Here is a 13,777-nt window from a genome sequence, read left to right as displayed (position 1 = left end):
CGCCGGCGGATGCGGGTAACCACTTGGCATTGCAACTCCTAAGATCCATGTTGTTGCAATGACCGTATGAATTTGCCCGCCGATTGTGCGGCCAGCTTCACGTTCGCGGTGGGCAAGGGGCTGGTGACGGGTGTCGATCAGCCGCTCAGGACGGTCGGCACCAACGGAAAGCCGGGCAGGTTGCGCACCACCATCCACGCCGTCGCCGCGATCAGCAGCGTGACCATCGTCTTCATCGGCAACCACGAACGGCCATTGAATCGGCGCACCATGATCCAGCCCGCCAGCAGCGGGATCACGACAAGCGCGAACACATTGTCGGTGGCGGCGGCCATCAGGTCACCATGCAGCAGATCGTGCGTCATGCGAAGGCCACCGCAGGCCGGACAGTTCCAGCCGGTGAGAAATTTGAGCGGACACTGTGGATACACCGAATCCGCTTTGTGCGGATCGGCGAACCCGATGTAGGTCAGCGCACCGGCCAGCAGGACCGCAGATCCTGCGGTGACGATCTTCGGCGCTGCCGGAGCGGGCGAGTCAGGTGCCATCGCGCAACGGACGCCCCTGCGGGTCAGTGACTTTATCGGTCAGGATCAGCACCGCGTCGATGATGCCCCACACCCAGGCGCCGAGCCCGCAGGTCACCCAGCCGACCACCAATTGCGCGATGCCCAGGCCCACATATCCCGCGTAGATGCGCCCGATGCCGACGAAACCGAAGAGGCCGATCAGCTGGAGCAGGCCGGCGACGGTCTTCGACTTGTCCGAATAGGGTTGCCCGGTCACGGGGTGTCGCCCGAAGGGCGCTGACGGGTCGTAGCCGGCCCCGTATTGCGGGTACTGCGGGTACGACGGATAGGGCGGCGGGAAAGGCGGCGGCGGGTATCCCGGGTCCTGCGGCGGGGAGCCCGGCTCGCTCGCCCCGGGCCACGGCTGGTCAGTCACGGTTTCAGCATGCCAGATAGGTCGCGTCGCCGCCGCTGGTCACATCGGTCACTCCGGCACCGCGAGGGAACCCATAACACGCGCTGAAATGCGATATCACCGGCGATATCGGCTGCGGCGTACGGCACTTAGGGTTGGTGATGCGCAGTTACGAACGCTGCCTTCTTAGCCGGAATCGCCAGCGCTGACGCTCGGTGCCAGCGGTCTCCGCCTGGGCTTCCGGCGCCGGGCCCGGCGGAGCGGGGCCGTCGTCGCCCTCGGACTTCGGCTCCGCAGCCTCGGATTCGGTGTTGACGGTCTCGGGCTCGCTCGACTCGGGCTCGCTCGACTCGGGTTCGTCGGCCTCGTTCCCGGTGGCCTCGTCGGTCTCGTCGGTCGCCTGGACTTCGGCGGCCTCGTCGGTTTCGACTTCGACGGCCTCGTCGATCTCGTCGGCTTCGACGGCCTCGTCGGTCTCGGCTTCGGCGGCCTCGTCGGTCTCGTCGGTCGCTTCGACTTCGGCGGCCTCGTCGGTCTCGTCGGTCGCTTCGACTTCGGCAGCTTCGACGGCCTGGGCAGCCTCGGCGGCCTCGGCGGTTTCGTCGGTCTCGGCGGCCTCGTCGGTCTCGTCGGCAGCTTCGACCGCCTCGTCGATCGCTTCGACTTCGTCGGCTTCGGCAGCTTGGACCTCGACCAGTTCAGGCTCCGCCGCGGCGGTCGCTTCCTGAGGTTCGCCGACTGCCTCGGTCGCTGCGGGCCCGGCACCAAGCAACGGGTGACCACTGGCCTTAGCCGCCGTCGAGGGGTCCTCGGCCACAGGTTCTGCCTCTGCCGACTCGGCGGTTTCCTCCGCCAGCTCGGCTTCCGCAACCTCTGACTCGGCCTCCTCAAGTTCCGCCGCAGGTGCTGCCTCGATGTCAGCCTCGTCCGGTCCGGCTTCCTCGACGGCGTCGGTCGCAGGCTCGGCCGTGGTGAGGTCGGACTGGACATCCGGCTCCGCGCCCTCGCGCTCTTCGGCCTCGGCAAGTTCCGTCGCTTCGGTCTCGTCGGCAAGCTCGGGCTCGAGATCCACCGCGACGACGTCGGTCTCTTCGGCTTCTTCGGCCGCTTCAGCCACTTCGCCGTCTGGGCCTTCTTCAACCTCCCCGACGTCTCCCTCGACCGCCTCGGCTACAGCGGCCTCCGCCTCAGTCACCTCCGGTTCGGACTCTGCCTCCGGCTCACCGTCGGTGACAGGGGCCGGTTCGTCGCCACCGTCGGCTTCAGCGGTTTCAACGGGTTCATCGCCGCCACCGGCTCCCGCCGGAGCCGCGGCCGTCGTGGCACCTGCCGCCGCAACGGCCGCCAATTCCTCCTCCGGCTCAGGCTCCGCGACTTCGTCGGCTTCGCCGGCCCCACGTCCGCGCAGCAGCGCCGGATCCTCACGGCCCTTGGGGGCCAGAATGATGTAGACCACCGCGCCGATGAAGACGAACGTGGACGTGAACGTGTTGATCCGGATGCCAGCGATGTGCGTCGCGGTGTCGTCGCGCAGCAACTCCACCCCGAATCGGCCGACGCAGTACAGCGCGACGTAGGACGCGAACAGTCGCCCGTGGCCGAGGACGAAACGCCGGTCCAGCAGCAGCAGGAGGCCGAAAACCAGCAGATTCCAGAGCAATTCGTAGAGGAACGTGGGCTGCACGACGAGCGCCACCTGCCCCGTCGAGACGCCGTCGAGCGAGTGCACGTCGACGTATCCGGCCGGGTCGCGCCGGTAGAAGATCTCCAGGCCCCAGGGCATCGTCGTTTCGCGGCCGTAGAGTTCCTGATTGAAGTAGTTCCCGAGCCGTCCGATGGCCTGCGCCAGCACCACTCCCGGCGCCACCGCATCGATGAACGCGGGCAACGGGACGCCGTGCCGCCGACAGCCGATCCAGGCGCCCACGACCCCGAGCGCCACGGCACCCCAGATGCCCAGGCCGCCGTCCCAGATGCGCAGCGCCGCACTCAGGCCCGCACCACCGGGACCCCAGTAGGTCTGCCAGTCCGTGGCCAGGTGGTAGAGGCGACCGCCGATCAGACCGAACGGCACCATCCAGAGGGCGATGTCGTAGATGACACCCCGCTGGCCGCCGCGGGCCGCCCAGCGCCGGTCCCCGATCAGCAGAGCGACGATGATGCCGGTGATGATGAAGAACGCATAGGCACGGATGGGCAGCGGTCCCAAATGCCAGACGCCCCGCGGCGGGCTGGGAATGTAGGCGAGGAACCGCGTCGTCATGCCGACTTCCTCTGGCGCACGCCCGCGGCAAGTTCCTCGGTCAGCGCGCGCAGGGCGGGCAAACCGTCACCCAACGCCGAAACCAGTGCAGATCCGACGATCACCCCGTCGGCGTAGCTGCCGATCTGCGCGGCCTGCTCACCCAAGCGCACCCCGAGGCCGACGCCAACCGGTATGTCAGCCACCGTCTTTACCCTTCTCACCAGTTCCGGTGCGGCCGTCGACACCGCATCGCGCGCGCCCGTCACACCCATCGTCGAAGCCGCGTAGACGAATCCGCGCGAAGCCTCGACAGTGGCCACCAGTCGTTCGGGCGTCGACGACGGCGCCACCAGGAAGATGCGATCCAAACCGTGCTCCTCTGACGCCGCAATCCACTGCGCCGCCTCGTCGGGTATGAGGTCGGGCGTGATCAGTCCCTGACCTCCGGCCGCTGCCAGGTCACGGGCGAAAGCGTCAATCCCGTAGCGCAGAACCGGATTCCAATAGGTCATCACGACCGCGTGACCGCCGGCGGCACTGACCGCCTCGACCACGGTCAGTGTGTCGCGGACCCGGACTCCCCCGCTCAGCGCCCGTTCTGTGGCCCGCTGGATCGTGGGACCGTCCATCCCCGGATCGGAGTAAGGCACACCGACTTCGACGATGTCGCAACCGGATTCCACCAGTGCGGTCATCGCCTGCAGTGAGGTCGGCACGTCCGGATACCCGGTGGGCAGATAACCGATCAATGCCGCTCGACCTTCTGCGCGGCACGAATCGAACAGCGGGCCAAGCCTGCTGGCCTCGCTCTGCTGCACGGTCATGACTCGTCCATCAGGCCGAACCACTTTGCGGCGGTCTCGACATCCTTATCGCCGCGGCCTGAAAGGTTCACCACAATGACCGCGCCCCTTCCTAGTTCGGCGCCCAACTTCAAGGCGCCGGCCACCGCGTGCGCGGACTCGATGGCAGGGATGATCCCTTCCGAACGGGACAGCAGGCCGAACGCGTCCATCGCCTCGGTGTCGGTGATCGGCTCGTATTGAACGCGCCCGGCGTCTTTGAGCCACGCGTGTTCCGGGCCTACCCCGGGGTAGTCCAAACCCGCTGAGATGGAGTGTGATTCGACCGTCTGCCCATCCTCGTCCTGCAACAAGTAGGAGAACGAGCCCTGGAAAGCACCCGGGGACCCACCGGCGAAAGTCGCCGCATGCCGGCCGGTCTCGACGCCGTCGCCGGCGGCTTCGTAGCCCACCAACCGGACGCCGGGATCGTCGAGGAAGGCATGGAAGATGCCGATCGCGTTGGACCCGCCACCGACGCAAGCAACCACCGCGTCGGGCAACCTGCCGGCCTGCCGCTGAATCTGCACGCGCGCCTCCATGCCGATGATGCGCTGGAAATCGCGCACCATGGTCGGGAAGGGATGCGGCCCGGCGGCAGTGCCGAAGCAGTAGTACGTGTTGTCGGCGTTGGTGACCCAGTCGCGGAAAGCCTCGTTGATGGCGTCCTTGAGGGTTCTGGATCCGGTCTCCACCGACACGACTTTCGCACCGAGCAGCCGCATCCGGGCCACGTTGAGTGCCTGGCGTGCGGTGTCCACCGCACCCATGTAGATGATGCAGTCCAGACCCATCAGCGCACAGGCGGTGGCCGTGGCCACCCCGTGCTGGCCCGCGCCTGTCTCGGCGATGACCCGGGTCTTCCCCATCCGCCGGGCCAGCAGCGCCTGACCCAGCACATTGTTGATTTTGTGAGAACCGGTGTGATTCAGGTCTTCTCGCTTGAGGAAGATTCGCGCCTGCCCGGCATGCTCGCCCAGCCGGGTCGTCTCGTACAACGGCGACGGCCGACCGGCGTAATGGGTCTGCAACTTGTCCAGGGTGTCCAGGAAATCCTGGTTGACGCGCTCCTTTTCGTAGGCCACGGTGACTTCTTCGATGACAGCCATCAGCGCCTCGGGAACGTAGCGTCCGCCGTAAGCACCGAAATGGCCGCCCGCGTCCGGGTCGTAGTGGGTGCGTTCGACGATGGCGGCGCTGGTGCGCGGAACATCCGGGTTCGATAGATCTGCCATTACCAAGACTCAGTGCGTGCGCGGCACATCAACGGCTAGCGAGCCGGTTTCGGACAGGACGGATGAGTTCCGGCGGTGACCAGATCGGCGACGGCAGCGCGGGGGTCACCGCTTTTCACCAGACCTTCGCCGACGAGCACGGCGTCGGCGCCCGCACCCGCATAGGCCAACAGGTCACCGGTGTGGCGCACACCGGATTCGGCGATTCTGATCACCTTGCTGGGCAATCCTGGGGCGATCCGCGCGAAGCAGTCCCGGTCGACCTCGAGCGTGGTCAGATCACGGGCGTTGACTCCGATGACGTTGGCTCCCGCCTTCAATGCGCGGTCGGCTTCTTCTTCGGTGTGCACCTCGACAAGCGCCGTCATCCCCAGTGACTCGGTGCGGTCGAGCATCGACACCAGCGCGGACTGGTCGAGCGCGGCGACAATGAGCAGCAACATATCCGCGCCGTGCGCCCGGGCCTCGTGAATTTGGTAGGGCTGCACCACGAAGTCTTTGCGCAACACCGGAATCGACACCGCGGCGCGTACCGCGTCCAGGTCGTCGAGCGAGCCGTTGAAGCGTCGTTCCTCGGTCAGCACGCTGATGATCCGCGCCCCGCCGTCTTCGTAAGCGCGGGCCAGCTTCGCCGGATCGGCGATGGTCGCCAGCGGGCCCTTCGACGGGCTGGCGCGCTTGACCTCGGCGATGACGCCGATACCGGGCTCGCGCAGGGCGGCCATGACGTCGCGAGGCGGCGGAGCGGCCGCGGCGGCGGCCTTGATTTCAGAAAGGCTCACGCGGGCTTCGCGCGCGGCAACGTCGGCCCGGACTCCCTCAAGAATGGAGTCAAGCACGTTGGCCGGACTCATACCTGCGGTTCCTTCCTTCTGTAACCCACTGTGCGTCTGGGTCACCCCGCGCTCGTCAATCGATTTCGACGGCGTGAGAGAAGGGTAGCGACCGTCACGAATGGGTCCGTCACCGGCCCTCGGTGTCCGAGTCATCGGGCCGATCGGTAGGGTCGCGGCCCTCGTCGAGAGCGTCCCAGATCATGCGTTCCGACAGCTGCGACTGACCGCCTTGTGGCTGCGATCGGCCCTCGATCTGCGTCTCGTCGAGCTGGCGCGCCGCCGAGCGGCGCGCCCCTGGCGCCAGGTATTTCGTGCTGTCCGAACGCGCGGAGCCGACTGCCGACGCCGACCGCATCAACAACGCCGCGGCGATCAGGGTGCACACTGCCGCGCCGACCGTCACCACCGCCCCGGAGTACTGGCGTGCGCTGCCCACCAGCGTCGCCACCGGGACGTGCGCGAGATCGGCGCTGCGTGCCGCCACATCCGGTACGGCCCACAAGCTGACGCCCAGGTAGCCGATCGCGAAGCTCGCGGCCGCCAGCAGCGCCGCCAGGGCGCGCAATTGCCAGCCGCGCACCGCCAGTGCCGCGACGGCGGCGGCCAGGTTCACGATCGCCAGGGGCAGCAGCGCCGTCGACCACGACGCTCCGGACAGGCTGATCTCCTTGGGCGGCCCCAGCCCGTCGAACGAGCGGATCACGACCCAGGTGAACCGCGACGCCCCCCACAGGGCGCCGGCCGCGAGGAGCAGGAGCAGTTGGGCAACCCCGATGATGATCCGGCCGCGACGCTGGCTGTCAGTCACCGGGGACCGTCAGCGTCTCGGCCGCGGCGATCGCGTTGAGCACCGCTCGCGCCTTGTTCCTCGACTCGTTGTACTCGTAAGGGCCGTTGGAGTCGGCCACAACGCCTCCGCCGGCCTGGACATAGGCGGTTCCATGGCGCATCAGCGCGGTGCGAATGGCGATCGCGAAGTCGGCGTTGCCGGCGAAGTCCAGGTAGCCCACCACACCGCCGTACAGCCCGCGACGGGTCTTCTCGACTTCCTCGATCAGTTCCATCGCCCGTACCTTCGGAGCGCCGGACAGGGTGCCGGCCGGGAAACAGGCCGTCACCGCGTCCAGGGCGGTCTTGCCCTCTGCCAGCAGGCCCGTCACCGTGGACACCAGGTGCATGACGTGGCTGTAGCGCTCGATGTGGCTGTAGTCCTCGACGCGCACGGTGCCCGGTGTGCAGACGCGGCCCAAATCGTTGCGGCCCAGGTCCACCAGCATCAGGTGCTCGGCGAGCTCCTTCTGGTCGGCCAGTAGCTCTTTCTCCAGCAGCACGTCCTCTTCGTCGGTCTCCCCCCGCCAGCGGGTTCCGGCGATCGGATGCGTCGTCGCCCGTCCGTCGTGCACCGTGACCAGCGCCTCGGGGCTGGAACCGACGATCGAAAAGTCAACGGCGCCTTCACTATCCGGTATCTGTAGCAGGTACATGTACGGGCTCGGGTTGCTCACCCGCAGCATCCGGTAGACATCGATCGGGTCGACGCCGGTGTCCATCTCGAAGCGCTGCGACGGCACCACCTGGAAGGCTTCGCCGGCGGCGATCTGCTCCACCAGATAGTCGACGATCGCGCCGTACTCCTCGACTGTGCGTTGGGCGCGATGCACCGGTTCGGGTTTACTGAAGGTGGAGACTGACGAGGGCAACGGCTGCCCCAGCGCGGCGGTCATCACGTCCAGGCGCGCGACCGCATCGTCGTAGGCCCAGTCGACCCGCTCGTCGGTGCCGTTCCAGTTCACCGCATTGGCGATCAGGGTGATGGTGCCCTCGTGGTGGTCCACCGCGGCCACGTCGGTGGCCAGTAGCAGCAGCATGTCGGGCAGCTTGAGGTCGTCGACGGCAAGCTCGGGCAGACGCTCCAGGCGCCGCACCATGTCGTAGGCGAAGTAGCCGACCATGCCCCCGGACAGCGGGGGTAAACCAGGCAGTGCGGCCGTCGCCAGCACCTCCAAGGTGGCGCGCAGCGCGTCCAGCGGATCGCCGCCCGCGGGAGCGTCCTTGGGCACCCCGCCCAACCACACCGCCTCACCGTCCCGCACGCTCAACGCCGTCGGAGCCCCAGCGCCGATGAACGACCAGCGCGACCAGGACCGGCCGTTCTCGGCCGATTCCAGGAGGAAAGTGCCGGGGCGGCCGGCGGCGAGCTTGCGGTATGCCGACAGCGGAGTTTCGCTGTCAGCCAGCACCTTGCGGGTCACCGGGACCACCCGATGCTCGGCCGCCAGCACGCGAAAATCCTCCCGCGATGTCGTGGCTGCGAGGTTGTCGTGCACCGGACCATCCAATCAGATCGCGGGGTGACCCCCCGCGTAGCGTGGCGACCATGAAAATTGGTGAGACCGTGGCCGACTTCGAGCTTCCCGACCAGACCGGCACACCGCGCAAACTCAGCGACCTGCTCAGCGACGGGCCCGTGGTGCTGTTCTTCTATCCGGCTGCCATGACTCCGGGCTGCACCAAGGAGGCGTGCCACTTCCGCGACCTGGCTTCCGAATTCGCCGCGGTGGGGGCCAACCGGGTCGGCATCAGCACCGATCCCGTCCAGAAGCAGGCCAAGTTCGCCGACACCCAGAATTTCGACTACCCGCTGTTGTCGGACAGCGACGGCACGGTGGCCACCCAGTTCGGGGTCAAGCGTGGTCTGCTGGGCAAGTTGATGCCGGTCAAGCGCACCACGTTCGTCATCGACACCGACCGCACGGTGCTCAACGTGATTTCCAGCGAGATCAGCATGGACACTCATGCGGACAAGGCTCTGGAGACGTTGCGCGGCCGCTGAGCACCGGCCCCCTCAGGCGGCGGTCACCGATTCACGGGCTGATCGCCAGAAACAACCAGGCGGCCAGCACGACGAGATGGACCTCGCCCTCGAGCCGGGTGGCCCGGCCGGGCACCACGGTCAGCACGCTGACCACCATGGTCAACGCCAACAGCACCAACTGGGTGGGCCCGAGCCCCAAAAGCAGCGGCCCGCGGATCCAAATCGACGCCAGCGCGATGGCAGGGATGGTGAGCCCGATGCTGGCCATCGCGGACCCGTAAGCCAGGTTCAGGCTGATCTGCATGCGGCCCTGACGCGCCGCGCGGCCGGCCGCCAGGGTTTCCGGTAACAGCACCACCAGGGCAATCACCACCCCGACAAACGAGTGCGGGAAGCCCGCCGCGGCGACCATGCGCTCGATGATCGGCGATTCCACCTTGGCCAGTCCCACCACCGCCACCAGGGCGACGATCAGCACCCCGAGGCTCAGCAGCGCCGCCTTGGTGCTCGGCGGATCGGCGTGGTGGTCGTCGTCGACCGCACCCTTCTGCACCACCGGCAGGAAGAAGTCGCGGTGCCGAACGGTCTGGGTGAACACGAACATCAAATACAGGCCCAGCGAGGCCACCGCGGCGAAAGCGAGCTGGCCGGGGGAAAACTGCGGACCCGGATGACTCGTGGTGAATGTCGGCAGCACCAGACCCAAGGTCGCCAGCGTCGCGACGGTGGCCAGCGCGGAGCCGCTGCCGTGGGCGTTGAACTGTGTCACGCCGAAGCGGCGGGAACCGAGCAGCAGCGACAAGCCGACGATCCCGTTGGTGGTGATCATGACCGCCGCGAACACCGTGTCGCGCGCCAGGGTGGCCGCCTTGTCGCCACCGGAGGTCATCAGCGTGACGATCAGCGCGACCTCGATGACGGTCACAGCCACGGCCAGCACCAGCGACCCGAATGGCTCGCCCACCCGGTGCGCGACCACCTCGGCGTGGTGCACCGCGGCCAGCACGGCACCGCCGAGCAGCACCGCCGCGACGGCGCCCACCACCGGCCCGACCTCCTGGCCCCAGCTGAACACCAGCGCGACGAGAGCGACCAGCGGCGCCAGCACGTTCCAGGACACGCGCTTGACCATCGATCACCCCTCTCACCACGGTCACCAAACCGGTTGCCGCACAAATACATTGCAGTCCGGTATCGTCAAGTCCCGCCGACGACGAGCAAGCTGTGAACCAGGTTGCGCCGCAACGTCGATCCGGAAATACCCGACCCTGCATCGCCGAAACGCGGTCACCTGCAACCCATTAGACTCAGCGGAACGCCAACTGCGGCCACCGCTTGGGCGGATCACAACGCACCGGCGCATGCCGGTCAGCGAAACTCGCAGCGGTTCGAGCATACCAGTGCGTTAATTCCGCCTAACTGCGCCTCAGTAGCATGCTTGCATGCCGACCAGCGCAGACCGCGACCCCGCGCAGGGCCTACAGGAAGGCGAACTCTTCGCCGGCTACACCATCGTGCGGCGCCTCGGTGCCGGTGGAATGGGCGAGGTGTACCTGGCGCAGCATCCTCGCCTGCCGCGGCGGGATGCCCTGAAGATTCTGCCGGCAGAGTTCACCTCGAACCAGGAGTTCCGTCAGCGGTTCAATCGGGAGGCCGACCTGGCCGGAAGCTTGTACAACGAACACATCGTCGGCATCCACGACCGTGGCGAGTACGAGGGTCAGCTTTGGCTGTCGATGGACTACGTCGAAGGAACCGACGCGGCCCGACTGCTGCGGGACCGCTATCCGTCGGGAATGCCGCTGCCGGACGTCGTGCAGATCATCACGGCCGTCGCGGAGGCGCTCGACTACGCACATTCCAAGGGTCTGCTTCACCGCGACGTCAAACCCGCCAACATTCTGCTGGGCGACACCGGCCCGCGGCGGCGGATCCTGCTCGCCGACTTCGGCATCGCCCGGGAACTCGGTGAGATCAGCGGCCTGACCGCGACCAACATGATGATGGGCACCACCGCCTACTGCGCACCCGAGCAGTTGCAGGGTTCTGATCTCGACGGGCGGGCCGACCAGTACGCGCTGGGCTGCGCCGCGTATCAGCTGCTGACCGGGAGCGCCCCGTTCCAGCACTCCAACCCCGCGGTGGTGATCACTCAGCATCTGTCGTCACCGCCACCGTCGTTGAGCGAGCGTCGACCCGACCTGGGCTACCTCGATCCCGTCATCGCCAGGGCGCTGGCCAAGGATCGGTCCGCGCGCTTCGCGTCCTGCTCGGATTTCGCCGCCGCACTGGCCGCGCAGCCGGGCACGATCGCCGCGCCCGTCGCCACGGCACCCATCGAGGCACCGACCCAGGTGATCGCCGCGCCGAAGCCGGTCGGCCGCCGTCGTACCACGATGATCGCCACCGTGGTGGCCGTCGCGCTGGTGGCGGTGGCCGCGATTCTCGCGGTCGTGGTGATGCGCGGGCATTCCGGCGGACAACAGGCATCGGGCAACTCGAGCCAGCCAGCCAGTACGGCGGGGGCCAGCGCCGCTCCCCCCGCCCTGAAATTGGCCGACCTTGTCACCGACAATGCGGGGGTGTTGGGGCCGGGCGAGCGCCTGGTGGTCGAGCGCGCCGTCAGAAAGCTATACGACGAGCGCGGCACCCGGCTGTGGGTCGTGTACGTCACCGACTTCGGAGGCGCCAAACCCGCCAAGTGGACCGAAAACGTCATCCGCACCAATGGTTTCACCGACACCGACGTGCTGTTGGCCATCACCACCGACCGGCCGTACTTCGTCTTCCACGTGCCGGCGGCCGTCACTGCCGGCAAACCCATCGACGTCGAGCAGATCCGCCGGGACCGCATCAAGCCGGACGTGGAGCGTCGCGAATGGACCAAAGCCGCTCTGGCGGCGGCCATCGGCTTAAACGTGCCCGCCAGCTAGCTCTCGGGTTCCAGCAGCACCGCGGCATCAAAGCAACTGTGGTCGCCGGTGTGGCAAGCGCCCCCAACCTGATCGACGGTCAACAGCACGGTGTCGCCGTCGCAGTCCAGGCGCACCGAGTGAACGTGCTGGGTATGCCCCGAAGTCGCCCCCTTGATCCACTGCTCGCCACGCGACCGCGAAAAGTACGTCGCCTCACGGGTTTCCAGGGTGCGGGCCAGCGCGTCGTCGTCCATCCAGGCGACCATCAACACATCACCGCTGCCGCGTTCCTGCACCACGGCGACGAACAATCCGTCGGCGTTGCGCTTCAAGCGTGCGGCAATCGTGGGATCGAGGGTCATAGCGCCGTCATCCGCACGGTGATGTCTTCGGCGGCCATCGCCGCCTTGACCTGCCCGATGCTCAACTCGCGGAAGTGAAACACGCTGGCCGCCAACACCGCATCCGCTCCCGCGTCGACCGCCGGCGCGAAATGCTCCACCGCCCCGGCGCCGCCACTGGCGATCACCGGAACGGTGACCGCCGCCCGCACCGCGCGCAGCATCGCCAGATCGAACCCCGCTTTGGTGCCGTCGGCGTCCATCGAGTTCAGCAGGATCTCCCCCACGCCCAATTCGGCGCCGCGGGCCGCCCACTGCACCGCGTCGATTCCGGTCCCCTGCCGGCCGCCGTGAGTGGTGACCTCCCAACCCGACGGCGTCGGCGGCGAACCCTCGGGCACGGTCCGCGCATCCACCGACAACACGATGCACTGCGAACCGAACTGTCGCGCCATCTCTGCCAGTAGGTCCGGGCGGGCGATGGCTGCGGTGTTGACCGACACCTTGTCCGCCCCGGCGCGCAGCAACGTGTCGACGTCGGCCACGGTGCGGACGCCGCCACCGACGGTGAGCGGGATGAACACCTGCTCGGCGGTGCGGCGCACCACGTCGAGCATGGTGGCCCGGCCGGAGGAAGACGCGGTCACGTCGAGGAACGTCAGTTCGTCGGCGCCCTCCGCGTCGTATGCCGCCGCCAGTTCGACGGGATCACCGGCGTCTCTGAGGTTTTCGAAGTTGACGCCCTTGACCACCCGGCCGTCATCGACGTCCAGGCACGGAATCACCCGCACGGCGAGCCCGTCGCCGGAGTGATGCTGCATCTCAGTAATCCTCCGGTTGCCCTGTGCTGCGCAGGATTTCGAGAATCTCCTCATGGACGCCAGGCGCGGCGGCCAGCGCGGACCGCGACGCCGGCGTCCATCGTTCGCCGGCCAGATCGGTGACGACACCGCCGGCGGCGCGCACCAGCACCACTCCGGCGGCGTGGTCCCAGACGTGGCTGCCGAAACTGATTGCGGCGCCCAAAATTCCGTCGGCGACGAAGGCGAGGTCGATGCCGGTGGAACCGTGCATGCGCAGCCGCGAGGAGAGCCGGCTGAGGTTCTCCAGTAGCGCTACCCGGTACCGGCCCGGGAAACGTCCCCGCGAGTCGGCGCTGAACGAGCCGGCGCCTACGAGCGCATCGGCCAACTCCCCGGGTGCCAACTTCGGCTGCGGCTCACCGTTTTTCATCAGTGGACCACCGTCCACGGCGGTGTAGCGCTGGCCGGTGAAGGGCAGCCAGGTCAGGCCGGCCACCGGTTCGCCGTCGCGCAGCAGCCCCAGCAGGATTCCTGCCATCGGCGAACCGGCGGCGTAGTTGAAGGTGCCGTCGACCGGATCCAACACCCACACCCACGGGGAGTCCACGTCGGCACCGCCGTATTCTTCGCCGTGCACTTCGATGCCGGTCCGCGCGACCAACGCATCGACGACCTGGCGTTCGATGGCGAGGTCGACCTCGGTGGCGAAGTCGTTGCCCTTCTTACGGACCGCCGAATCGGCGCGGTGCCCGGCAAGGAACGGCTCGACGGCATCGTCCAGGATGTCCGATGCTTGTCGAACCAGCGCTTCTAGATCCACG

14 protein-coding genes are annotated in these 13,777 nt (G+C 67.6%); 2 read left to right on the top strand and 12 right to left on the bottom strand.

The features are described from left to right. Positions 1 to 137: 137 nt before the first annotated feature. The 8 genes from AWC08_RS32585 to AWC08_RS32550 form a co-directional block, all read right to left on the bottom strand. The gene (locus tag AWC08_RS32585) at positions 138 to 548 is read right to left on the bottom strand and encodes a DUF2752 domain-containing protein (protein ID WP_065132343.1); all 411 of its coding nucleotides are present in this window, start codon (positions 546 to 548) and stop codon (positions 138 to 140) included. Beyond that, entirely contained in the window at positions 538 to 945 is a 408-nt protein-coding gene (locus tag AWC08_RS32580) for a TM2 domain-containing protein (RefSeq protein WP_065132344.1), read from the bottom strand. Before AWC08_RS32580 ends, AWC08_RS32585 begins: the two co-directional genes overlap by 11 nt. A gap of 148 nt (positions 946 to 1,093) precedes the next feature. Then, entirely contained in the window at positions 1,094 to 3,187 is a 2,094-nt protein-coding gene (locus AWC08_RS32575) for a prolipoprotein diacylglyceryl transferase (protein WP_085088740.1), read from the bottom strand. Then, a complete protein-coding gene (gene trpA / locus AWC08_RS32570; RefSeq protein ID WP_069434744.1) occupies positions 3,184 to 3,993 on the bottom strand; it encodes a tryptophan synthase subunit alpha in 810 nt (269 codons plus the stop codon). The genes AWC08_RS32575 and trpA overlap by 4 nt, the downstream gene beginning before the upstream one ends. After that, positions 3,990 to 5,246 (bottom strand): tryptophan synthase subunit beta, encoded by a 1,257-nt coding sequence (gene trpB, locus AWC08_RS32565; protein ID WP_065132347.1) that lies wholly within the window; start codon positions 5,244 to 5,246, stop codon positions 3,990 to 3,992. The genes trpA and trpB overlap by 4 nt, the downstream gene beginning before the upstream one ends. A 35-nt stretch (positions 5,247 to 5,281) precedes the next feature. After that, positions 5,282 to 6,100, bottom strand: coding sequence for an indole-3-glycerol phosphate synthase TrpC (gene trpC / locus AWC08_RS32560; protein ID WP_055580236.1), 819 nt, complete (start codon positions 6,098 to 6,100; stop codon positions 5,282 to 5,284). A gap of 109 nt (positions 6,101 to 6,209) precedes the next feature. Beyond that, positions 6,210 to 6,860, bottom strand: coding sequence for a TIGR02234 family membrane protein (locus tag AWC08_RS32555; RefSeq protein ID WP_069434750.1), 651 nt, complete (start codon positions 6,858 to 6,860; stop codon positions 6,210 to 6,212). A 22-nt stretch (positions 6,861 to 6,882) separates the two neighbouring features. Beyond that, on the bottom strand, positions 6,883 to 8,409 hold the full coding sequence (locus AWC08_RS32550) for an anthranilate synthase component I (protein ID WP_065132363.1): 1,527 nt from the start codon (positions 8,407 to 8,409) through the stop codon (positions 6,883 to 6,885). A gap of 50 nt (positions 8,410 to 8,459) precedes the next feature. Between AWC08_RS32550 and AWC08_RS32545 the strand changes: the two genes are divergently transcribed. Then, the gene (locus tag AWC08_RS32545; RefSeq protein ID WP_065132348.1) at positions 8,460 to 8,915 is read left to right on the top strand and encodes a peroxiredoxin; all 456 of its coding nucleotides are present in this window, start codon (positions 8,460 to 8,462) and stop codon (positions 8,913 to 8,915) included. Between the two features lie 31 nt (positions 8,916 to 8,946). On the opposite strand, the gene AWC08_RS32540 is transcribed toward AWC08_RS32545, so the two are convergent. Further along, a complete protein-coding gene (locus tag AWC08_RS32540) occupies positions 8,947 to 10,029 on the bottom strand; it encodes a calcium:cation antiporter (protein WP_069434745.1) in 1,083 nt (360 codons plus the stop codon). 310 nt (positions 10,030 to 10,339) lie between these two features. Between AWC08_RS32540 and AWC08_RS32535 the strand changes: the two genes are divergently transcribed. Continuing rightward, entirely contained in the window at positions 10,340 to 11,830 is a 1,491-nt protein-coding gene (locus AWC08_RS32535) for a serine/threonine-protein kinase (RefSeq protein ID WP_069434746.1), read from the top strand. Here AWC08_RS32535 and hisI read toward each other — a convergent pair. From hisI to AWC08_RS32520, 3 genes are read right to left on the bottom strand one after another with little or no spacing between them, the layout of a single operon-like run. Continuing rightward, positions 11,827 to 12,174: a phosphoribosyl-AMP cyclohydrolase gene (gene hisI, locus AWC08_RS32530; protein ID WP_069434747.1), complete on the bottom strand. Its 348-nt coding sequence runs from the start codon at positions 12,172 to 12,174 to the stop codon at positions 11,827 to 11,829. The genes AWC08_RS32535 and hisI overlap by 4 nt on opposite strands. Beyond that, entirely contained in the window at positions 12,171 to 12,974 is an 804-nt protein-coding gene (gene hisF, locus AWC08_RS32525; RefSeq protein WP_065132352.1) for an imidazole glycerol phosphate synthase subunit HisF, read from the bottom strand. The genes hisI and hisF overlap by 4 nt, the downstream gene beginning before the upstream one ends. Position 12,975: 1 nt before the next feature. After that, positions 12,976 to 13,776, bottom strand: a complete 801-nt coding sequence (locus tag AWC08_RS32520) for an inositol monophosphatase family protein (RefSeq protein WP_069434748.1) — start codon at positions 13,774 to 13,776, stop codon at positions 12,976 to 12,978. Position 13,777 lies beyond the last annotated feature (1 nt).

The organism is Mycobacterium gordonae (assembly GCF_002101675.1).
Taxonomy (GTDB): Bacteria; Actinomycetota; Actinomycetes; order Mycobacteriales; family Mycobacteriaceae; genus Mycobacterium; species Mycobacterium gordonae.
The sequence above is the reverse complement of the archived record's forward strand: the minus strand, read 5'-3'. Positions and strand labels throughout refer to the sequence as shown.

Coding starts and splice junctions, on each gene's coding strand:
- trpB (WP_065132347.1), bottom strand. CDS start 5,246: ATGGCAGATCTATCGAACCCGGATGTTCCGCGCACCAGCGCCGCCATC.
- AWC08_RS32545 (WP_065132348.1), top strand. CDS start 8,460: ATGAAAATTGGTGAGACCGTGGCCGACTTCGAGCTTCCCGACCAGACC.
- trpA (WP_069434744.1), bottom strand. CDS start 3,993: ATGACCGTGCAGCAGAGCGAGGCCAGCAGGCTTGGCCCGCTGTTCGAT.
- AWC08_RS32535 (WP_069434746.1), top strand. CDS start 10,340: ATGCCGACCAGCGCAGACCGCGACCCCGCGCAGGGCCTACAGGAAGGC.
- hisF (WP_065132352.1), bottom strand. CDS start 12,974: ATGCAGCATCACTCCGGCGACGGGCTCGCCGTGCGGGTGATTCCGTGC.
- trpC (WP_055580236.1), bottom strand. CDS start 6,100: ATGAGTCCGGCCAACGTGCTTGACTCCATTCTTGAGGGAGTCCGGGCC.
- AWC08_RS32575 (WP_085088740.1), bottom strand. CDS start 3,187: ATGACGACGCGGTTCCTCGCCTACATTCCCAGCCCGCCGCGGGGCGTC.
- AWC08_RS32585 (WP_065132343.1), bottom strand. CDS start 548: ATGGCACCTGACTCGCCCGCTCCGGCAGCGCCGAAGATCGTCACCGCA.
- AWC08_RS32540 (WP_069434745.1), bottom strand. CDS start 10,029: ATGGTCAAGCGCGTGTCCTGGAACGTGCTGGCGCCGCTGGTCGCTCTC.
- hisI (WP_069434747.1), bottom strand. CDS start 12,174: ATGACCCTCGATCCCACGATTGCCGCACGCTTGAAGCGCAACGCCGAC.